The following is a 23,483-nucleotide window of genomic DNA, read 5'->3' as shown; positions in this document are numbered from 1 at the left end:
CGTTGTAAATGGTGGTTATATTTCTAAAAATGAGACCCTTCAGGTTTCAAAAACCTGAAGGGTCTGAAACCACTTCAAAATTGCAAATTAATTGATAAACAAAAACTTAAGTTATATATACTAAATTAATCCATAGAACATTTATTAACCTAAAATTTACGAGTTTGGATGTTTAATTTTATTCAAAATTAAATTCAAACTAAACCAACCCTAATGAATAGATTTATAGCACTATCACTTTTCACTTGTTCATTATTATTTTCATCTTTTGCATTTTGTCAAAATAAAATTTCCGGGACTATTACAGATAGTAATGGCAATACTTTGGAAGGTGTCATTGTTAAATTATCGCCTTCAAATTTTAATACAATCACTAACAGCGAGGGGTTCTTTAAAATCGAAACTATTTCAAACGGAAATTATACCATTACAATTTCTCATTTGGGTTACAAAACAATTAATAAAGACATCGCTGTTCAAAATAAAAATGTAACACTTTCATTCATTTTAGAAGACGATTTGCTAAACCTTCAAACCGTTGTGGTGACTGGCACATTTGACCCTAGAACTCAATTGGAATCTACAACATCCATTAGCACACTCAGTTCAAAAAGCATACAACAAACCTACCCGCAAGGAACAGCGGGTTTGCTACAAAATATCCCAGGCACCTTTACGGATGCTTCGGCAGGAGAAGTTTATACTAAAGTTTACACAAGAGGTGTTTCTGCTTCCGCGGAAGATGATATGGGTTGGTATTATGTATCCCTGCAAGAAGATGGACTTCCCGTTAGTTTGGTACAACATTCTTATTACAGTCCAGATTTGTTCCATCGTGTAGATTTAACCACCAAAAAACTGGAAGCCATTCGAGGTGGAAGTGCTTCCATTACTGCACTTAATGCTCCGGGCGGTATTTACAATTTTATCTCACATGGTGCAAAAAACGAATTTGGCGGCGACATTCAATTATCGGCAGGTGCGCAGGGTGGCGACAATGCACTTTATAGAATTGACACCAATATTGGAGGCCCATTAGGAAACAATTGGTTTTTTAACGCAGGTGGCCATTACAGAAAAGATGATGGCGCAAGAGATACAAATTTTACATTTAGTGATGGTGGGCAATTCAAATTTAATGTGATTAAATCTACCGATAAAGGGTACATTAAATTCTACGGAAAATTATTAAACGATAAAACGAATAGATATACAGGAGTTGCCGCTACAAATTGGGACAATCCAACACCAGCATTTGGGCAGGATTTTAATTCGACTTCTTTATTGATGCCTAGTTTTAATGGTAGTATTCCCGATGGACGGAACTTTAACAACTCCAATAGTTTTGATCCAAGCCAAGGCGTTCATGCGAAAGATTTAGCTTTTGGTATAGATTTTCAGCACGATTTAGGAAACCGATTAACCTTAAAAAATAAGTTTAAATTCTCAACTAAAGATGCGAACTGGCAAACCTCGATTAGTAATGCTTTTGTGTCATTGAATAATCCTTTGGCCTATTTTATTAGTGGTGCCGATTTCCCTATTGGACAAGTCGTTTTCAAAAATGCACGTTCTGGTAATGAAGTGGCAAGACTTGATAATAGTGGGATATTATCGGGAGAACCTATCAATTATTTAACCGATGGAAGATTACCAAACGACGCCATTATGGGCACTTCGGCATGGTATAAAGATATGGGTGCAGATGAATGGATGAACGAATTCACACTTCAAAAGAACTGGGAAAACCATGATTTTTCAACAGGGTTTGTTGCTGCTTATGCCAATACGTCGCTGTTTACCCAAGGTAGTTTTGCTTTTGTGACTTACGAACCAAATCCTAAAATATTACAAGTAACTTTAGAAAATCCGGGGCAACCCGTTTTGGCATTATCCGATGAAAATGGGTTGAGCAATTATGGCGGTTTATTTTATGTAAATGCTGAAGCTAAAGTCACTCAAGTAGCTTCATTTGTAAATGACCGTTGGAAAGTTTCAGATAAAATTCATTTAGATTTAGGATTGCGATTTGAAAATGTAGCACACAATGGCAGTAAAGACAGATTCGAAAACGCTGGATTGGACGGCGGTTTAGATGGCGATGACACAACTGCTTATGACAAGAGTATCAATGTGCCAACTGGAGTAACGGACGATTTCAAATATAACTACACCTATTTATCCTATTCCGCAGGAATTAATTATAAATTCAATGCTAATGCTGCTATTTTCGGCAGGTTTTCAAAAGGACATAAAGCACCTGAACTGAATTACTATTTCAACAATTTTTCTAATGTTCCCATCAATCAAAAAGGAGAAATTCAAAAGATATTTCAAGCTGAAGTTGGTTTAAAATTAGCGACTAAAAACGCATCATTCACAGGAACAGTATTTTGGAGTCAACTTAAAAATATCGGCATTACAAATTTTGAATTTGATGGCGATGATAACAGTATTTTTTACACACCAATTCAATTTAATACTTCTGAAACGATCGGATTTGAATGGGAAAGCGCCTTTAATCCTATAAATTATGTAACCTTCAAATTTAATGGTGTTTTACAAAATCCCAAAGCTACAAAATGGCATATTTATGACGCCGCTGGTTCTGTAAATACTAAGGATGATAGTATTATTGATTACTCTGGAAATGAACTACCATTCAATCCAAAAATCATGTTTAATGTGAGTACTGAATTTGAAAAAGACAATTTTTACGCATTCTTCAAATGGCAATATATGGGCAAACGACAAGGCAATGTTGCCAATGGTTTTGAACTCGCTGCATATAGTATTTTCAACCTTGGAACGGGCTATAAAATAAACGAACATTTGTCGGCTAATATCATCATCACTAATCTTTTTAATTCAAAAGGACTAGCCAACTTTTTTGGAGCGAATGAATTTGGAGCAAATGCCAATGGCGCAACTCCAGAATTTATTGCGGCAAATCCTGATGCAAGTTTTGTGGTATTCCCTGTTTTAAGAAGAAGAGGTATGCTATCATTAAATTATAAATTTTAACGAACATTCCTGTTGCAAAAAAGAACATATGAACAACTAGTAGTTCTTAAAAAAATTTATTTTTATGGAAGTCGAAATTCAGACTACAATTAACAACTACATACAATGACGAAAAAGATTTTATTTTATATCGCTCTTTTATTGATATTTTCTTGCGCCAAAGACGAAAAAAAACCAATTAAAGACGCCGCTAGCATAGAACAAAAAGAGGAAACCACTTTACCTTTTACCCATATTGAACTAAATGATATGTCCGCTTTTAAACCTACTGCCAAAAACTGGCAAATTGTTGGTAATCCGGTGGCCGACAGAGTCAAGAAAGGCACTTTTACTTCAACAAAGGGAACTGGCATCTTATTAAATACTCCAAACGAAAACACTAAAGACAACCTCTTTACCAACTTTGAGCATGGCGATATAGAATTAGAACTGGATGTGATGATGCCTTTAGAATCGAATTCAGGGATTTATTTTCAGGGCAGATACGAAATTCAACTTTTTGATAGTTGGGGAGTTACCAAGCCAAAATATAATGATATAGGTGGTATTTACCAACGCTGGAACAAAGATGCCGAAAAAGGCAAAGAAGGTTTTGAAGGGCATGCACCAAAAGTAAACGCAGCAAAGGCACCGGGACTTTGGCAACATTTAAAAGTTATTTTCCATGCACCAAAATTTGATGCCGAAGGACATAAGACAAAAAATGCCTGGTTTGAAGAAGTGCGGTTAAATGGTATGTTATTACACGAAAACGCAGAGGTAACAGGGCCTACTCGAGCGGCGGCGTTTGGCGACGAAAAACCATTGGCACCACTCATGATTCAAGGAGACCACGGTGCCGTTGCATTTAAAAACATAAAATACAAACGCTATAACGACACACATATTAAAATAAATGAAGCGGTTCTAAAAATTTACGACAATACCGTAAAACAAATTCCCATAACCCATCTAGACAGTCTTAAATTATTGGAGGAACATAAAACAGATGCTATTTCGCCCTTAGAAAATATGGGTAGAAACGACCAAAAAGTATTGGTTTATTCTGGAACTTTAAACATCCCAACTACCGGCACTTATATATTTGATGCTACTGTTAACGGAAGTACTGTATTAATTATAGGCAACGATACTATAATTGGTATGAATGCAGATTTTGACATGAATACAACCAAGTATGAAAAGGTGAATTTGAAGGAGGGTAACGCCCATTTTCAGTTATTATACAATAAACCATTCCCTTGGCGTAACGGCTTCGATTTATTTGTTGAAGGCCCAAGCATGCAGCGTTATTCATTTTTAAAAGATGGCACCTCAATATTGAATAAAAACAACCCCATAAACCCTATCGTTTTAGACGTTAAGGACACACCGCTTACGCAACGTAGTTTTATTGGACATAAGGGCGTTAAGCGCACACATTGTATTTCAGTCGGTTTGGTTGAAGGCATGAATTACACTTTAGATTTGGCAACCGGCAGTTTGTTGCATGTATGGAGTGGCGATTTCTTTGATGCCACACAAATGTGGCATTCCAGAGGCGAACACCAAAGGGGCAAACCTATGGGGTTTGTAGTGTCTTCTCATGGCGATTTAGATTATGCACCTTTAAATGACGAAGATGATACGTGGCCGAAAGTTAGTGATGGGTCTTTCAGTTTTAAATCTTCTGGTTATACGTTTGATGTTCAAAACATTCCCACGTTTTCCTATAAATTGGACGAAGCTGAAATCACCGATCGTTTCGTGGCTGCTTCACAAGTAAAAAGAGGCTTAGAGCGAACAATCAGTTCTAATTCCTCTATAACGTTATGGCATAAAATTGCAGATGGCACTAACATAAAACCGCTTCCAGATCATACGTTTATCATTAACGACGAAAGCTATTACATTGTAATTCCTGAACATAACGCTATTAAAACAGTTGTGAGATCTAGTAATGGAAAAGACGAATTATTGGTTAAAATTCCGAAGGGAAACCAAACATTTAAGTATCGTATCATCTGGTAAATTAAAAGAAACAATCATGCAAATATCACAAAAAATAATACGCTTATTCATATGTTTCTGTATTGGTCAATTCACTTTTGGGCAGTCAAAATCGATAGTAGAAAAGGAAGCTGAATATTATAAAATTGTTGATGTTCCCATTCCAAAAGACATCAAATTAGAAGTTGGCGGTTTGGCATTAACAGATGATGATAAATTGGGTGTATCTACAAGAAGAGGCGAGGTTTGGCTTATTGACAATCCTTATAGCAAAAACCCAACTTACAACCGTTATGCCCATGGTTTACATGAAGCACTTGGTCTTGCTTACAAAAACAAGGGTTTTTATTTGGCGCAACGTAGTGAATTGACCCGATTGGAAGACAACACTAATGATGGTATTGCCGATGTTTATAAAACTATTTATTCTTGGCCACTTTCAGGAAATTATCACGAGTATTCTTATGGCCCTAAGTTTGATAAAAATGGGGATATGATTCTGACCCTAAACCTATCGTGGTATAATGGCGGTAAAAGTTTAGCCAAATGGCGTGGTTGGCTTATAAAAATTACACCAGAGGGAAAAATGACACCTTTAGCAACCGGACTGCGTTCTCCAGCAGGATTTGAAATTAACGAAGCAAATGCTATTTTTTATACTGAAAACCAAGGAGACTGGGTAGGTTCTGGACGCATGACGCATTTAGAACTTGGCGATTTTGCTGGTCATGTTTCTGGATTGAAATGGACTGACGAACCTGATTCTCCACTTTCTTTAAAACCAGAGGATATAGACCCTAATTCTGAACTTACGCTTTACGAATACGCCAAAAAAGAACCAGCACTTAAAGCACCAGCCATCTGGTTTCCACATACTATTTTAGGGATTTCTACTTCTGATATTTTATATGATACCACCAATGGGAAATTTGGGCCTTTTGAAGGACAGCAATTTATTGGCGACCAAGGGCACAGTAAAATCATGCGTGTGTTTATGGAAAAAGTAAACGGCGTATATCAAGGTGCAGCTTTTCCGTTTGCTGAAGGGTTTTCTTCAGGAATCTTACGAATGATTTGGGGGAACGACAATAGCATGTTCGTGGGAATGACCAGTCGTGGTTGGGCTTCAACAGGCAAAAAAATGTTTGGGTTACAGCGTTTGGTTTGGACAGGAAAAACACCTTTTGAGATTAAAACCATGAAAGCCCTTGATGATGGTTTTGAATTGGAATTCACGAAGCCTATCAACAAAAAAATGGGGCAAGATATTTCAAACTATAAAATTTCAACATTCAATTATAAATATCATGACATTTACGGTAGCCCTATTATTGACCAACAAAATGCCATGGTTCATAAAGCTGAAATTTCAGAAGATGGTTTAAGGGTAAAACTGAATGTGCATGGGATGCGTTTAGGGTTTATCCATCAGATAGAAATTCCCAAGTTAAGATCGGCATCTGGGGAATTATTGTTGCATGACAAAGGCTACTATACATTGAATGAAGTTCCTGGAGGCGAATTAAAATCTCCGCAAATGCATGTTGACAATTCATCTAAAAAAGAAATAGAGCAACCAAAAAGGGTTACAACAATGCCTTCGGAATGGGGAGAACGCGGTGCAGATGAAAAATTAGTTATTGGAACTGTTCCCGGCTTAAAATATGATGTTGAGGAAATTACCATACATAGAAATAGCAAGATACAACTGACTTTGAATAATAATGACGATATGATTCACAATGTTGTGGTTACCAAGCAAGGTAAGGAAACTCCGCTTAAGGTTGGGGAAATGGCACTTAATTTGGGACTGGATGGCCCAGATTTAAACTATGTCCCTTTTACCGATTTGGTATTGGCGCACTCTGGAACAGTTGGCCCCGAAGGTTCTGAAACTATATATTTTATATCACCAAGTGAACCTGGGGAATATTGGATTGTGTGTACGTTTCCTGGGCATGCTTTTACGATGCGGACTAAATTGATTGTGAAGTAATAAAATTGACATGACTAACTTTGATAACACACCCCTTAATCCCCTCTTTTTAGAGGGGAAACTGTTATTAATAATATAATTGTTTTTTTAAAGCATGAGTGTCCCTCCTAAAAAGGAGCGAGTAAGGGAGGTGTAATATTTACTTCAAATTAAGAATATAATCTTCAAGTTTTGAGTTGTATGTAAAATAAAACCTATGCTTCATAAGAAAGCTCGTAAAATTTAAATTTTACGAGCTTTTTTGTTATTTATAAAAAGTGAAATTACTCTACAATAAACTTCCCTTTCATTAACGCATAATGCCCAGGGAAACTACAAATAAAATCGTAAGTGCCAGCTGCGGGTGCGTCAAACTCAATGGAAGTAGTTTGTCCGCCACCAATTAATTTTGTGTGTGCAATGATATCTCCTTCTGAGCCAGCAGGTATATAATCTGTGGCTTTAGAAGTAGCCGCTTTTCCTGCAAAGACAGTAACATTTACACCTTGTTTTAAAATTACAACATTATGCCCCATAACATTGATGTCCATTTTTCCTTTGTGTCTTAAAGTTAATTTTACTTTTTGTCCTGCTTTCACTTTAAGTTCGCTTTTATCAAACTTCATCATATCATCCCCAACCAAAGTTAAACTAGCAACGTTATCATCTACTTTCTTTTCTTCTTTTTGAGTTCCAAGTTTAATTTTTTCTTGTTTTTCCTCTTTTTTCTTTTCGCCTCCACAACTTAAAAAAGTTAGGGCCAAAACTGCAACAAATAGGTGTTTAATGGTTTTCATCTGTTTATATTTAGTGTTTATAATATGTAATCTGTACTTATAAAGTTAGACGTTTTCTTTTCTAACAATTCATTTAAAATAGCATTATTATACTCATTGTCTTTTGATGCCACAAAGGTTCTTATTGAAAACGACCGTAATGCATCTGAGACACTTAATGTCCCAACGGCAGAATCTTTTCGTCCTGTAAACGGATACACATCCGGACCTCTTTGACAGGAACTATTTAGATTCACACGACACACCAAATTTACTAAAGTATCAATTAAAGGCGAAAGCGTTGTCACATTTTTTCCGAAGAGACTTACTTGCTGTCCGTAATCAGATTCCGCCATATCATGCAATGGCTCTTCAATATCCGAAAACGATACAATTGGTACTATTGGGCCAAATTGCTCTTCTTCAAAAACACGCATGTCTTTGGTTACTGGAAACAGTACTGCTGGAAAAATAAAATTATCGGTTGTCTCCCCTCCTTTTTTATTTAAAATTGATGCTCCTTTTTTAGTGGCATCGTCAATTAATTCTTGAATATATGCCGGTTTATCAGCTTCTGGAAGTGGTGTTAATTTAGAGCCCTCTTCCCAAGGATTTCCAAATTTTAATTGATCCACTTTATAGGCAAATCGTCTATTAAATTCTTCAACAACCGATTCGTGAACATAGAGTACTTTTAGCGCTGTACAACGTTGTCCATTAAAAGATAACGAACCTGCGATACATTCATCTACTGCCAAATCTAAATCGGCATCGGGTAAAACAATAGCTGGGTTTTTTGCTTCTAAACCTAATACCATTCTTAATCTATTCCCTTTTGGATGCTGACTTTGAAGTGCGTTTGCAGATTTACTGTTGCCTATTAAAGCCAATACTGTTACTTTGCCCGATTTCATGATAGGCGATGCTAAAACCCTACCGCGACCATACACAATATTTACGACGCCTTTTGGGAAACTATTTTGAAACGCTTCCAGTAAAGGAGAAATTAATAAAACTCCTATTTTTGCTGGCTTAAATATGGTAGTATTCCCCATAATTAAAGCGGGAATCAACAAACAAAACGTTTCATTAAGCGGATAATTATAAGGCCCTAAACATAACACAACGCCCAAAGGTCCTCTTCGTATATGGGCATAAACGCCTGAACTTTTCTCAAATCTCGCCGAATCTCGGTCAATTTGCTTATAGGCTTCAATAGTATCGTAAATATAATCTACGGTTCTATCAAACTCTTTTTGAGAATCGGGTAAATTTTTACCAATCTCCCACATCAGCAATTTTACAACCTCTTCGCGCTTGGTTTTCATTTCTTCAACAAACTTTTCCATGCACGCTATGCGATCAATAACCTTCATAGTGGGCCATAAGCCCTGACCTTTACCATAGGCTTTTGTTGCAGAATCCAATGCTTCTACGGCTTCCTTTTCTCCCAACTGCGGAATTGTTCCTAAAAGTGTCGGTTTATAGTTTTCTGTTGAAGAAATTGTGGAATATATTTCGGCAGTCTCACCATTCCATTGTTTCAATTCACCATCAACTAAATACGTGTTTTGATGTACTAACGTTTTGATTTGATAGGCCTCTGGAATATTTATTTTAATCTTACTCATGGTTTTATTTTTACTGTTGCTAAGATACCTAATAATTAGGATAAAATCTTTTTTTTAAAAGGCAACAAAACCCATACAAACTTAAGAATTAACAAAAATTTTACATGGAAATGAAACGCAATCGTTTGAGAAATTTTCAACAAAAAACTTAAATCAAAAACCGAAACAAATCTGGAGAGTTATTTAAATAATCGCCATAAAAATTACGTTCTTTCATTTTAGCGATTAATGGCTCTAAATCATTGGCAGATTTTAATTCAATACCGACTACCGCTGCTCCATTTTCGCGATTGGTTTTTTTGGTGTATTCAAAATGTGTGATATCATCATTAGGCCCTAAAATATCTACCACAAACTCTTTTAAAGCACCGGCACGTTGCGGAAACTTCACAATAAAATAGTGTTTTAAGTTTCTATAGAGCAATGCGCGTTCTTTGATTTCTGCGGTTCTTGTAATGTCGTTGTTACTACCGCTTACCACACAGACTACTGTTTTTCCTTTAATTTCTTCAGCATAAAAATCCAATGCTGCTAAACTTAATGCGCCTGCTGGTTCTACAACAATGGCGTCTTTATTGTAAAGCTCTAATATAGTCTGGCATATTTTGCCTTCTGGTACGGTAATCATAGCATCCAAGTTCTGCTTACAGATTGGAAATGTTAAATCGCCAACCCGTTTTACCGCAGCACCATCTACAAACTTTTCAATTTTATCTATGGTTGTGTTTTTATTATTTTTTATGGAAACGGACATTGAAGGCGCACCTTCCGGCTCAACCCCAATAATTTTTGTGTTTGGAGATAAGGCTTTAAAAACCGTTGATAATCCCGCAGATAAACCACCACCACCAACTGGGACAAACACATAATCGATAGGCGTATCCGTCTGATTTAAAATTTCAAGTCCTACTGTTGCTTGCCCTTCAATCACTTTTTTATCATTAAATGGATGGATAAAGGTTTTGTTTAAGCGCTCACATTCTTCCATTGAAGCTTCATAGGCATCATCAAAGGTATCGCCCACCAATTTGATTTCGATAAACTCTTCGCCAAACATTTTTACCTGTTCCAACTTTTGATTTGGGGTTGGTGTGGGCATAAAAATAGTGCCTTTGATTTCTAGTAATTTACAAGATAAAGCGACACCTTGCGCATGATTTCCTGCACTAGCACAAACCACACCTTTTTGGGATTCTTCGGAAGTTAGAGAACTTATTTTATTGTATGCCCCCCTGATTTTATAGGAACGCACCTGTTGTAAATCTTCGCGCTTTAAGAGGATAGTTGCATCAAAGGTTTTGGAGTATCTTAGGTTAGCGCTTAAAGGCGTAACTGCGGATACGTTTTTGATGGTTTCGGCAGCTGTATTGATATCGCTAATACTAGGAAAATATATTGAGTTTTTCATTTTTTTATTGTAGTCGGGTTTTTGAAAACATAAGAATTCGGAAGATAAAATATTGATAAAAAAATGGTCATCATATATGAAATAACTAGTGTTTTTTTATTTAAAACCAAACCGCAACTTAATCCCTATCTCCTGTCTGTCCGCAGGCTGGAGGGATTAGAGGTGTGTAAATTAATACAACTAGTCAACAAAGAGGTAGAAGATATAAAAACCCACCCCTAACCCCTCCGTGGAGGGGAACAGCTTATCATAAATATTTAACTTCCTAAAGGTAATGTTTCCAAAACCCGTCAGTTTATTAACTCATGCAAGTTACATAATTAAATATTTTGAGTGCTTATAAAATGAATGTTTCAATACTTCACCAAAAAAAAGCCTCACATATTTAAAACATGTGAGGCTTTGTACAAAAATGTACTATTTAATTTAGTTGAGTTGAATTTTTAAACTATTGGCTTCATAGCCGTCATTGCTGATCTTAAGAATGTCCCTACTTTTTCAACTGGATGCGCTCTTAATTTTGCATTGATTTCAATTAATTTAGCGTTATCAATACCTTTACCGTTATCCTTTGCATAAGCTTTACCAATTACATCTGTATCGATAGTTCTCATAAAATCTGCTAATAAAGGCTTACAAGCATGATCGAATAAATAACATCCGTACTCTGCTGTATCAGAAATAACACTATTCATTTCATATAATTTACGTCTTGCAATCGTATTTGCAATAAGTGGTGTCTCGTGTAAAGATTCGTAATAAGCAGAGGCATCGATAATTCCAGATTCCGTCATTGCTTCAAAAGCCAACTCAACTCCAGCTCTTACCATGGCAACCATTAACACACCGTTATCGTAGTACTCTTGCTCAGAAATCTCAACATTTCCAGCAGGTGTTTTTTCAAAATTAGTTTCTGCAGTTGCAGCTCTCCAATCCAATAAGTTCTTATCGCCCTGTGCCCAGTCTGCCATCATGTTTTTAGAAAAATTACCTTCCATAATATCATCCATATGCTTTTGGAATAACGGACGCATGATATCTTTTAATTCTTCTGATAATTCAAAAGCCTTAATTTTTGCTGGATTAGACAATCTGTCCATCATATGGGTAATACCACCATACTTCAAACCTTCAGTTACAGTTTCCCAACCATATTGAATTAATTTTGAAGCATAGCCCTCATCGATTCCTTTTTCTACCATTTTATCGAAACAAAGGATGGAACCAGTTTGTAACAACCCACATAAAATAGTTTGCTCACCCATTAAATCAGACTTTACCTCAGCTACAAAAGAGGATGCTAAAACACCAGCTTTATCGCCGCCAGTTGCTACAGCATAAGCTTTTGCCTGCGCCCAACCTTTTCCTTCTGGATCGTTTTCTTCATGTACCGCAATTAATGTTGGCACACCAAAACCACGCTTATATTCTTCGCGAACCTCAGACCCTGGAGACTTAGGCGCACACATAATTACCGTTAAATCTTCGCGAACTTGCATCCCTTCTTCAACAATATTGAAACCATGAGAATAAGATAAGGTAGCTCCCTTTTTCATTAAAGGCATTACTGCATTTACCACATTGGTATGTTGTTTATCTGGCGTAAGGTTTAACACCAAATCAGCAGTTGGAATTAACGCTTCGTATGTCCCGACATTAAATCCGTTTTCGGTTGCATTTAAAAATGAAGTACGTTTTTCCTTGATGGCTGCCTCACGTAATGTATAAGAAATATCCAATCCAGAATCTCTCATATTCAAGCCTTGGTTCAACCCTTGGGCCCCGCAACCTACAATTACTATTTTTTTGCCTTTTAATGCATTTACGCCATCAGCAAACTCTGATGCATCCATAAATCTACATTTAGACAATTGGTTTAATTTTCCTGCTAATGTAAGTGTGTTAAAATAATTTTCCATTTTTACTTTATTGATTTAATAGTCAGTTACCATCTTTAGATTTGATGGCTAATTTATTTAATTTTGATTTATTATTGATTTTTGAATTCTTCAAGCATTTGCGAAACTTTCATTTCGTCCTTTGTGACTGCAATACGACCAGAACGCACAAATTGCATAATTCCAAATTTGTTGAATTCTTTTCGTAATTCCTCTATTTCGTGACGTCTTCCAGATTTCTCCAATACAAAAAAATCTTTGTTTACTGTTACAATTCTAGCGTTGCTATCTTTTATGATATTTTGTATTTGAGGCTCTTCGAACAGTAAACTTGATTTGATTTTGAACATACAAGACTCTGTATAAATAGTATCTTCCTCTGTATGATAATAGGCGCGAATAGTTTCAACTTGCTTTTCTATTTGCTTTACAATTTTATTGGCGTGATCTTCGGTAAGGTTAACCACGATAACAAAACGATTTACATCCTCAATCTCAGATTGTGAAGTAGTTAAACTTTCTATATTAATATGTCTCCGTTGAAAAATTGCAGAAATGCGGTTAAGCAACCCTATATTGTTTTCAGTATAAATTGATATCGTGAATGATTTTATGTCTTCTTGATTCATTATATTAAAGATATTAGAGAAAAGATGATAGAAAAAAGACCGTTTTAAGTCTTAAATATTAAATATATTTCTATAACATCATCTATTCTCTCTGTTCTATATTTCTTTACTCTTTTCTCTATTTTATTTTTTAATTCTATTTCAACTTAACCTGATGTCAGAAACTGAAGCCCCAGACGGAATCATTGGAAAAACATTATCTTCCTTCTCCACACAAACCTCCAAGAAATAGGACTCTTTTGATGCCATCATTTCTTTTACGGCATCGGCCAATTCTTCTCGTTTTGTTACTTTTTTCGCTTTTATATAATAGCCTTCCGCAATGGCTACAAAATTTGGATTTGTCATTTCTGTTGACGCATAGCGTTTATCGAAAAACAATTGTTGCCATTGGCGCACCATTCCCAAGAATTCGTTATTCAATACCACAATTTTTACAGCTGCTTTCTGCTGAAAAATGGTACCTAATTCCTGAATGTTCATTTGATACCCGCCATCTCCAATAATTGCCACAACTTCACGATGCGGCTCTGCCATTTTAGCACCAATGGCAGCCGGTAAGGCAAACCCCATAGTACCCAGCCCTCCAGAAGTGATATTACTTTTGGAATGGTTAAATTCAGCATAACGACAGGCAATCATTTGATGTTGCCCTACATCTGAAACAATAGCTGCATCGCCATTACTTTGCATGTTTATTTCTTTAATGACTTCACCCATGGTTAAGCCTTCTTTTTCAGGGTTTAAATCATCTTTAATGACTGCTTCATATTCAATAGCATATAAATCTTTAAATTCTTGATGCCAAGATTCATGAGAATTCTCTTTTAATTCTGAAAGCAATAATGCTAGAGTTTCTTTTGAATCTCCCAAAACAGCAACATCAACTTTAACATTTTTGTTGATTTCGGCAGGATCTATATCAAAATGAATGATTTTGGCCTGTTTTGCGTAGGTTCTCAAATCTCCTGTTACACGGTCATCAAAACGCATCCCAATTGCAATGAGCACATCACATTCGTTGGTTAACTTATTTGGCGCATAATTACCGTGCATCCCAACCATACCTATGTTTAACGGATGTGAGGTAGGAATTGCAGATGCTCCCAAAATGGTCCATGCCGATGGAATTCCCGCTTTTTCAATAACTGCTTTTAATTCTGCCTCGGCCTTACCTAAAATAACACCTTGTCCCCAAACAATCATTGGTTTTTTTGCGTTATTGATTAATTCAGCGGCAGCTTTAACATCGCTTATATCTGTTTTTGGTACTGGATTGTAACTTCTTACGCCTGTACATTTTTCATATTTAAAATCGAATTCCTCAAACTGTGCATCTTTTGTGATATCAATAAGCACAGGCCCTGGTCGTCCACTTTTGGCAATATAAAATGCCTTTGCAATAGCTTCTGGAATTTCAGACGCTTTTGTGACTTGGACATTCCATTTGGTAACAGGCGTAGAAATACCAACAATATCGGTTTCCTGAAACGCATCCGTACCCAATAAATGTGATGGCACTTGACCCGTAATACACACCAATGGTGTTGAATCTATTTGCGCATCTGCAATACCTGTTACCAAATTGGTAGCTCCAGGGCCAGATGTTGCCATAGCGACACCAACCCTACCAGAAATCCTTGCATACCCCTGAGCGGCATGAGCTGCACCTTGTTCGTGACGTGTTAACACATGATGGATTCTATCTTTATATTTGAATAATTCGTCATAAACGGGCATAATTGCACCTCCCGGATATCCGTAAAGTATGTCCACACCTTCAGCTATCAAACATCTGATGATGGCTTCACATCCAGATATGCGTTCTGTTTTTGCCGTTTTGTTTACTTCTTTCTTTATCGTTTGAGTTTCTTTCATCTCTCAGTATTTTTCTTCTTACGCTTTCGAACTTACTCTAAGTTTTATACTTACTTATAAATGACTAACTTTTGGTTATTCAATTATGAGATTCCTGCGTTTGCAGGAATTTTATGCATCAGTCACACAGCCTTTTGAAGCTGGCGCTACCGTTTTTGCGTATTTATATAATATGCCTTTTGTGTGTTTTAAAGGGGGTTGTACCCATTTTGATTTCCGTTCTTCTAATTCTTCATCAGAAAGTAATACGTTAATGGAATTATCCTCAGCACTAATTCTAATTTTATCACCAGTTTTTAATAGCCCGATGGCACCACCAGATTGTGCTTCTGGAGTAATATGCCCAACAACAAATCCGTGTGTTCCTCCAGAAAAACGACCATCTGTAATCAATGCTACAGATTTTCCTAAACCAGCACCCATAATCAATGAGGTTGGTTTTAACATTTCTGGCATGCCAGGACCTCCTTTTGGCCCTACATATCTAATGACGACCACATCTCCTTTTTCTACTTCGCCGTTTGAAATTCCTGTATTTGCAGCTTGCTCACCATCGTAAACCACAGCTTTTCCTTCAAATAACAACCCTTCGTTTCCGGAAATTTTTGCTACTGCACCTTCTTCCGCAAGGTTACCATAAAGAATCTGTAGGTTTCCTGAAGATTTCAAAGCCTTATCTTTTGGATAAATGACATCCTGACTATCATCTTCAAAAGTCAATGGTTCAACATCGGCTAAATTTTCGGCTAATGTTTTTCCTGTTACTGTTAAACAATCGCCATGCAAATAGCCATTGTCTAAAAGGTATTTCATAACAGCTGGTGTTCCTCCAATACCATGAACATCTTCCATGAGGTATTTTCCGCTAGGTTTTAAATCGGCAATTAATGGCGTTCTGTCACTAACTCGTTGAAAATCCTCTAATGTGAAATCGATATCCGCAGCATGCGCAATCGCTAAAAAGTGCAATACTGCATTTGTAGAACCCCCTAAAGCATTCACCAATGCAATAGCATTTTCTAGAGATTTTTTAGAAATAATATCCAAGGGTTTTAGATCTAATTCCAATAGATTTTTTATCGCTCTGGCAGTTCTTTCACTTTCAGATAGTTTATTCGGGTTTTCCGCAGGAATAGAAGAATTATAAGGTAACGCAAACCCCATACATTCTATAGCCGAAGCCATAGTATTCGCGGTGTACATCCCCCCGCAAGCCCCTGCTCCCGGAATCGCTCTTTTTATAATCTCTCTATATTCTTCTTCACCGATTTCGCCAGCGACTTTTTGACCTAGTGCTTCAAAAGCAGAAACAATATTTAATTTTCTTCCATTATATTTACCTGAGGCTATCGTTCCACCATACATCATGATTGACGGACGGTTTAAACGCAACATCGCCATAACAGCTCCCGGCATATTTTTATCGCAACCTACAACAGAAATTAGCGCATCATAACTCTGGGCGTTCATTACGGTTTCGATAGAATCTGCAATAATATCACGAGACGTTAACGAATAATTCATTCCAGAAGTCCCCATTGAAATACCATCACTAACACCAATGGTATTAAACCCTAAACCCACTAAATTAGCAATTTTACATTCAATTTTAACCTCAGCAGCCAAACCATTTAAATGCATATTACACGGATTACCATCGTAACCTGTACTAGCAATCCCTACCTGTGCTTTGTGCATATCTTCATCAGAAAAACCTACTGCATACAACATGGCTTGAGATGCTGGTTGAGATTCATCTTGAGTTAATCTTTTACTATGTTTATTAAGTTCCTTCATTTTTATTGAAAATAATTTAAGGTTTTAGTTGATTTCGTTAGAAATACTTCAATTACTTTAAGAATTTTAACATTAATCTTCAATTCCAGATAACGAAAATAATTCATTACTTATATATGGTTTCCAATCCAGATTCCAATGCGCTAAACTCACACCACAAAATAATATTATAAATCGTTCATTTACAGCAATTTAATGCGATTATTTTATGATGTTCAAATGAAAAAAAAGTCATAAAAAAACCTTCCGATTATTTCAGGAAGGCTATAAATTATTCTAATCTTTAAATAGCACTCCTTATCCTCGTGAAAAAACCACTAAGATACTGACATAAATACTATTTAAAATTTGATGTTTCATTTGAAGAACAAATATTTGAAAATAAAATGATTTGACCAATTAATTGAATGAAAAAAAATCAAGCGAAACTCATTAAAAATATTAAGCCACAAATTTCATGAATTGTCACTAATATTTAAAAAATCTTTAGATTTTTCTAGTCTTTAAATTATTTTTAGGATATCGATTTCACGAATTTTTAAATCAGTAACACTCATTTGTTAGTGGAATTCGTGGCTAAAAAACCAGAATATTAATTTTGGTGAAAAAAGTTAAAAACTATCCCCAATTTCTTTTATTTTTTTACTTTTGCGACTTAATAAAATAACAGAGGAAGGATTTGACTGATTGCAACCTCTTAATGCTGAACGTTAAAGATCCTGAAATAAATTCAGGACTAGCAAGTTCAGCATTAAAAAAAATGCTAAAGGCAGTGCAAACTCCTGAGACGTTTCCCGTCAAATCCTACTTATTAAAATAAAACATATGGCATATTTATTTACTTCGGAAAGTGTTTCTGAAGGACACCCAGATAAGGTAGCTGATCAAATTAGTGACGCATTAATCGATAACTTTTTAGCTTTCGATGTAGATTCTAAAGTTGCATGTGAAACTTTGGTAACTACGGGACAGGTAGTACTTGCGGGCGAGGTGAAATCGCATACCTATCTTGATGTTCAAAAAATCGCTAGAGACACCATCAATAAAATAGGCTATACCAAAGGCGAATATATGTTTGATGGTAATTCTTGTGGTGTATTTTCTGCAATTCACGAACAATCAGAAGATATTAATCAAGGTGTAGATCGCGGCAGTAAAGAAGAGCAAGGTGCAGGAGATCAGGGGATGATGTTTGGTTATGCTACCAACGAAACCGAAAACTTTATGCCATTGGCCTTAGATTTATCGCATCGTATTTTAAAAGAATTGGCAGAATTACGTAGAGAAAACAAAGACATCGCTTATTTAAGACCCGATTCTAAAAGTCAGGTAACCATTGAATATAGCGATGATAATATACCGCAACGTATTGATGCCATTGTGGTTTCTACGCAGCATGATGATTTTGCAGATGATAATACCATGTTGGCAAAAATCAGAAAAGATATTGTTGACATTTTAATACCTCGTGTGGTTTCTAAATTACCTGAGAATCTTCAAAAATTATTTAATAGTGCTATTAAATACCATATTAACCCAACAGGAAAATTCGTAATTGGTGGTCCTCACGGAGATACAGGATTAACAGGTCGTAAAATAATAGTTGACACTTACGGTGGAAAAGGCGCCCATGGTGGTGGTGCTTTTTCTGGAAAAGACCCAAGCAAGGTTGATAGAAGTGCTGCTTATGCCACACGCCATATTGCTAAAAATTTAGTGGCGGCAGGTGTTGCGGACGAAATTTTAGTACAAGTAAGTTATGCCATTGGCGTTGTTGAACCAATGGGGATTTTTGTGGATACGTATGGCACATGTCCGTTTAATATGACCGATGGCGAAATTGCCGAAAAAGTATCTCAAATTTTTGATATGCGCCCGTTTGCTATTGAAGAGCGTTTAAAATTACGTTCTCCAATGTATAGTGAAACTGCTGCTTATGGACATATGGGAAGGCAAAATGAAACCGTGAATAAAACGTTTACACAACCCAATGGCGAGAGTGTAACGCTTGATGTGGAGTTGTTTACTTGGGAGAAGTTGGATTATGTGGATGCGGTAAAGGAGGCTTTTGAGTTATAGGATAAAACCTTATATGTGTATTAAAAAAAGACCACTTATAAAGTGGTCTTTTTCTTTATATTGTCTTATATTCGTAAAAAACATCTACTCCTTTCGATTAGAGCCCGATAAAAACATTAAAACCACTTTCCCTCATAGAACCCCTATGGATTATTTGAATTACCGAAATTAATTTATAAGATGAAAAAACAACTCTTATTACTTTTAATCACAATCTTGAGCATCAATTGCTATGCACAAATCAGCTTTGAAAAAGGCTATTATATCGATAATTCCAATCAAAAAGTTGATTGCTTAATCAAAAACATTGATTGGAAAAATAATCCGACTGAATTTGAATATAAATTAACAGAGCACTCGAGTAAAAAAACGGCAACTATAAAAACCATCAAAGAGTTTGGGATTTACAACATATCAAAATATAGCAGACAAACAATTGATATTGACAGATCGAGTAATATTATGAGCGAAATAAGCAATGATAAAAACGCCATACTCAAAAAAGAACAACTTTTTTTAAAAGTATTAATAGAAGGAAAAGCCAATCTATACTCATTTGAAGATGGTAGTTTGAACAGATATTTTTATAGTAAGGATGACTCAAAAATCCAACAATTAATATTTAAAAGATATCTAAGTATTGACAATAAAATTGGTGAAAACAATAGATATCAGCAACAGTTATGGACTGATTTAAAATGTTCAACTTTTAAAATAAGTAAAATTAAAAATGTAGATTATAAAAAAAATGAGTTAATCAAATTTTTTGTAGAATATAACGAATGTAATAGTCAAGAATTTACAAATTTTGAAGAAAAACAAAAAAAGGATTTATTTAATTTAAGTATTCGTCCTGGAATCAATAATTCATCTCTTTCAATTCAAAATGCCATTACAAGCTACAATAATACTGATTTTGATAATGAACTTGGATTTAGACTAGGAATTGAGGGAGAACTTATAATGCCCTTTAATAAAAACAAATGGGCAGTCATAATTGAACCAACATATCAATATTTCAAATCAGAAAAAAAATTAACAGGACGGAGTAATAAGGTTGACTATAAATCGATTGAACTACCAATTGGAATAAGACATTACTTCTTTTTAGGTGATAATGCTAAAATTTTCATTAATGGCTCATTTATTTTCGATCTCAGTGGTAATTCTAATTTTGATTTTGGTTCTGGAGCCAATTTAGAAATTAAATCAAAAAACAACTTAGCGTTTGGTTTAGGCTATAAACATAATGACAAATATAGTTTAGAATTGAGATATCAAACAGATAGAGATCTTTTATCAAACTATTTATATTGGAGCAGTAACTATAATACATTGTCACTAATATTTGGGTATTCATTGTTTTAAAGCCCATAAACCTATTTTAGGATGCGACAAGTAGCGTTTCGAATAGGTGTTTTTGCTCTTTTTAATATAACACCCCCTAAATCTCGTACCGCAACCTAAACGTTACAAACCTTGGTTGAATAAAATACTCTGCCTTGGGTTGTAGGATTGAAATGATATAGATTTTTGAAAGAGGCCACTTATTAGTGGTCTTTTTAAATTGTAAAAGTTGCTTTTATTTTTTTGAAGCTTCTATAGAACGTGAAAATGTTTTTTCACAATTTAATTCGCAGCTCACCTGTTGCAGTTCGATACATATCCCCAGTTGTTAAACCCCCTGTTACAGCAGCAGCGTCATCAGCATATACAGGCAGACCTGTAAAGTTTATATCTGTAGCTTTAATGGTACCATTAACTTCTAGTTTTTCTGAAGGATTATTAAGTCCAATACCGACCATATCTGCGCTAGCATCTACAAAAATCAAATCATTATCGCTTTGTCCTTCTATTCTGGTATCGTTATCGTTTCCGCTTTCGTTAACCACAACGGCGCCATCATCAAAAACAGCTGCATAGGTAGTTCCTGATCCTGTTGCAGTAAACCAACCGGCATAACCTGTTCCTGAAACAAGATTTAAATCATTATAGATACCATAGCTTGTTTGTCCTGAATCTGTGGTAGCTATATCGGTTTTAACACCATAACTATCACCAGTAGCACTATTAATGTTATTATCTACCCCAATATGCACACCATTGCCTGTACTTGTAAGGGTATTTGCTACTCCTGTATGAGTAGCATTACCAGAATTTGATATCAAATTCAATGTTCCTGTATTAATACTGTCTTCAGTACCAATTAAACTGTTATATGTTCCTGTATGGGTTTATTTTATAAAACCAACTTAACCTATTTAAATTATGCACTATCGGTTTACTTTATTATTAGTATTGTCTTGTAATTTTTCGTTCTCGCAATTAAATATAGGTAAGAGTTTTAGGCAAATAACGCCCTCCTAATCGGTATGTCTTTATAAGAATAAATTTTATGCCTAATTTTAAAACTAGTGGTGTTCTGAGCGAAAAGTTCATGCAATTTATATGGTCTGTAGCTTTTCATAATGTATAACTTCAAGTTTATTTTGGCTCTAAGTTGAACCTATTTCAGTATTAAAATTTATATATGATGAAAAACCAACCCCTTCTCCTAAATCTCATACCGCAACCGAAACATCACAAACCTGAACTGTATAAAATATTCCGAAGAAAACACAGAAAGGTTATTATTCCCTACGTTTCTTTTGGTCTTCGGGCATGTCCCGACGCCCAAAATTACTCATGTCCAGCGTGGTTTTAGAAATGTAATAAGCTTTCCCTTGAAAATCTTGTTGCGAAAACGCCAACACCGAAAAGCACATAAAAAAACAAATACCTAGGCATTTTATAAAATTGAAAATCATTGTATTTATGCTATGGATTAGAGGTTAAAAATACTCTTTTGAAACAATACTAAGACGTTTAATAGCCCCTTTCGTTTAATCGGCAAAAGTTAAAACTTCCTTAAAAAGTACAAATTGATTACACTTTCCCTTTCATTTGGATTTTATTAAGATAAAGAATGGTTCAATTTTTGTATTTTTCAACTTGAAATGAAATACGCACTTTTTCTATTTTTAGGTTTTACGATTTCGATGTATGCGCAAAATCCTATTGAAATTACCCTTGTTAAACAAACCAAATTGAAAGCCGACACCATTGTTGGTATTGATAATTTCGGCACCATTTTTTACACCAAATTAAATACCATTTACAAGAAAAACAAAAGTGAAACCATTAGCTATAATAATTTACAATTAGGCGAATTGACTTCTGCAAACAGTTTTAATCCTTTAAAAATCAATCTATTTTACCAAGAACTAAACACGGCAATTATTTTGGACAATCGTTTAGCCGAAATATTTAAAATAGATTTTAGCAGCATCAACAATTATAAAAATGTATCCCATACATCAACAGGATTTGATAATACCATTTGGATTTTCAACCAGGACACACAACGCCTAGAAGTGTTTGATTACAAAACAAAAACTACAAAAGCACAAACCCTAAAACCTATTGATAGCCCAATTCTGGACTTAAAAAGCAATTATAATTACAGCTACCTTTTAACTAAAGAAGAACTGATTATCTATAATTATTTTGGAAGTGTAGTGAAGAAAATAAAAAACGATGGCTATACAAAATTGGTTGAAAACAATGAGTCTTTATTTCTATTAAAAGACAACAATTTGTTTTACTTAGGAAAAGATTCTAAGGATATAATTCCAATAAAAACTGATAATATTTTAATACAACAGTTTTTTGTAATCAACGAAACCTTGTATATTTACAACGATGAAACGCTTCAAGAATTCCAAATAAAAATCAAATAAACTATGCATATTGCTGTTGCCGGAAACATTGGCGCTGGAAAAACAACGCTAACCAAATTACTTGCGAAACACTATAAGTGGGAAGCGCAATTAGAGGACGTTGTTGACAATCCATATTTAGATGATTTTTACAATCAAATGGAACGTTGGAGTTTTAATCTTCAAGTGTATTTTTTAAACAGTCGTTTCCGTCATGTTTTACAGATTCGAGAAAGTGGCAAAGACATCATTCAAGATAGAACCATTTACGAGGATGCTCATATTTTTGCGCCCAACTTACATGCTATGGGCTTAATGACCAATAGAGATTACGAGAACTATCGCTCATTGTTCGACTTGATGGAATCTTTGGTACAGGGCCCTGATGTTTTAATTTATCTACGTAGCTCTATTCCTAATTTGGTGTCACAAATTCATAACCGTGGAAGAGATTACGAAAACTCTATAAGTATCGATTATTTAAGCAGATTGAACGAACGTTACGAAGCATGGATTCATGGGTATAACAAGGGCAAATTGTTGATAATTGATGTTGACAAGTTGAATTTTGTGGACAATCCTGAAGATTTAGGTTATGTTATCAACACCATCGATGCTGAGATTAACGGGCTGTTTTAGGT

General features: G+C 35.3%; 15 protein-coding genes. 7 read left to right on the top strand and 8 right to left on the bottom strand.

The genetic code is table 11. The annotated features are described in order from the left end of the window. Positions 1–213 precede the first annotated feature (213 nt). The 3 genes from ABXQ82_RS09610 (at position 214) to ABXQ82_RS09600 (ending at position 7,009) form a co-directional block, all read left to right on the top strand. Entirely contained in the window at positions 214–3,024 is a 2,811-nt protein-coding gene (locus tag ABXQ82_RS09610; protein ID WP_367058407.1) for a TonB-dependent receptor, read from the top strand. Positions 3,025–3,129: 105 nt separating this feature from the next. After that, positions 3,130–5,034 (top strand): DUF1080 domain-containing protein, encoded by a 1,905-nt coding sequence (locus ABXQ82_RS09605; protein WP_367058404.1) that lies wholly within the window; start codon positions 3,130–3,132, stop codon positions 5,032–5,034. 16 nt (positions 5,035–5,050) lie between these two features. After that, positions 5,051–7,009, top strand: coding sequence for a sulfocyanin-like copper-binding protein (locus ABXQ82_RS09600; protein WP_367058401.1), 1,959 nt, complete (start codon positions 5,051–5,053; stop codon positions 7,007–7,009). A 263-nt stretch (positions 7,010–7,272) separates the two neighbouring features. On the opposite strand, the gene ABXQ82_RS09595 is transcribed toward ABXQ82_RS09600, so the two are convergent. From ABXQ82_RS09595 to ilvD, 7 genes are all read right to left on the bottom strand, one after another. Beyond that, positions 7,273–7,785 (bottom strand): azurin, encoded by a 513-nt coding sequence (locus ABXQ82_RS09595; protein WP_367058398.1) that lies wholly within the window; start codon positions 7,783–7,785, stop codon positions 7,273–7,275. Positions 7,786–7,802: 17 nt separating this feature from the next. Beyond that, positions 7,803–9,395: an NADP-dependent glyceraldehyde-3-phosphate dehydrogenase gene (locus tag ABXQ82_RS09590; RefSeq protein ID WP_367058395.1), complete on the bottom strand. Its 1,593-nt coding sequence runs from the start codon at positions 9,393–9,395 to the stop codon at positions 7,803–7,805. 148 nt (positions 9,396–9,543) lie between these two features. Beyond that, positions 9,544–10,803, bottom strand: coding sequence for a threonine ammonia-lyase IlvA (gene ilvA / locus ABXQ82_RS09585; RefSeq protein ID WP_367058392.1), 1,260 nt, complete (start codon positions 10,801–10,803; stop codon positions 9,544–9,546). Between the two features lie 443 nt (positions 10,804–11,246). Next, complete coding sequence (gene ilvC, locus ABXQ82_RS09580; protein ID WP_367058389.1) at positions 11,247–12,722, bottom strand: ketol-acid reductoisomerase; 1,476 nt, start codon at positions 12,720–12,722, stop codon at positions 11,247–11,249. A 71-nt stretch (positions 12,723–12,793) separates the two neighbouring features. Then, the gene (gene ilvN, locus ABXQ82_RS09575; RefSeq protein ID WP_367058386.1) at positions 12,794–13,330 is read right to left on the bottom strand and encodes an acetolactate synthase small subunit; all 537 of its coding nucleotides are present in this window, start codon (positions 13,328–13,330) and stop codon (positions 12,794–12,796) included. Between the two features lie 141 nt (positions 13,331–13,471). Beyond that, positions 13,472–15,208 carry a biosynthetic-type acetolactate synthase large subunit gene (gene ilvB / locus ABXQ82_RS09570; protein WP_367058383.1) on the bottom strand — a complete coding sequence of 579 codons (1,737 nt, stop codon included), beginning with the start codon at positions 15,206–15,208 and terminating at the stop codon, positions 13,472–13,474. Positions 15,209–15,319: 111 nt separating this feature from the next. Continuing rightward, entirely contained in the window at positions 15,320–17,005 is a 1,686-nt protein-coding gene (ilvD, locus tag ABXQ82_RS09565) for a dihydroxy-acid dehydratase (protein WP_367058380.1), read from the bottom strand. Positions 17,006–17,830: 825 nt separating this feature from the next. Between ilvD and metK the strand changes: the two genes are divergently transcribed. Beyond that, positions 17,831–19,084: a methionine adenosyltransferase gene (gene metK, locus ABXQ82_RS09560; protein WP_367058377.1), complete on the top strand. Its 1,254-nt coding sequence runs from the start codon at positions 17,831–17,833 to the stop codon at positions 19,082–19,084. A 180-nt stretch (positions 19,085–19,264) separates the two neighbouring features. After that, entirely contained in the window at positions 19,265–20,452 is a 1,188-nt protein-coding gene (locus ABXQ82_RS09555; RefSeq protein WP_367058374.1) for a tRNA modification GTPase, read from the top strand. A 254-nt stretch (positions 20,453–20,706) separates the two neighbouring features. Here ABXQ82_RS09555 and ABXQ82_RS09550 read toward each other — a convergent pair whose 3' ends face one another. Next, positions 20,707–21,258, bottom strand: coding sequence for a hypothetical protein (locus tag ABXQ82_RS09550; RefSeq protein WP_367058371.1), 552 nt, complete (start codon positions 21,256–21,258; stop codon positions 20,707–20,709). An 822-nt stretch (positions 21,259–22,080) separates the two neighbouring features. Between ABXQ82_RS09550 and ABXQ82_RS09545 the strand changes: the two genes are divergently transcribed. Next, positions 22,081–22,863: a hypothetical protein gene (locus tag ABXQ82_RS09545; protein WP_367058368.1), complete on the top strand. Its 783-nt coding sequence runs from the start codon at positions 22,081–22,083 to the stop codon at positions 22,861–22,863. A 3-nt stretch (positions 22,864–22,866) separates the two neighbouring features. Further along, on the top strand, positions 22,867–23,481 hold the full coding sequence (locus ABXQ82_RS09540; RefSeq protein ID WP_367058365.1) for a deoxynucleoside kinase: 615 nt from the start codon (positions 22,867–22,869) through the stop codon (positions 23,479–23,481). Positions 23,482–23,483 lie beyond the last annotated feature (2 nt).

Origin of the sequence: Algibacter sp. 2305UL17-15 (assembly GCF_040720935.1) — a bacterium.
Lineage (GTDB): Bacteria > Bacteroidota > Bacteroidia > Flavobacteriales > Flavobacteriaceae > Jejuia.
Note: the sequence above shows the minus strand (reverse complement) of the source record. Positions and strands in the feature narration are given on the sequence as shown.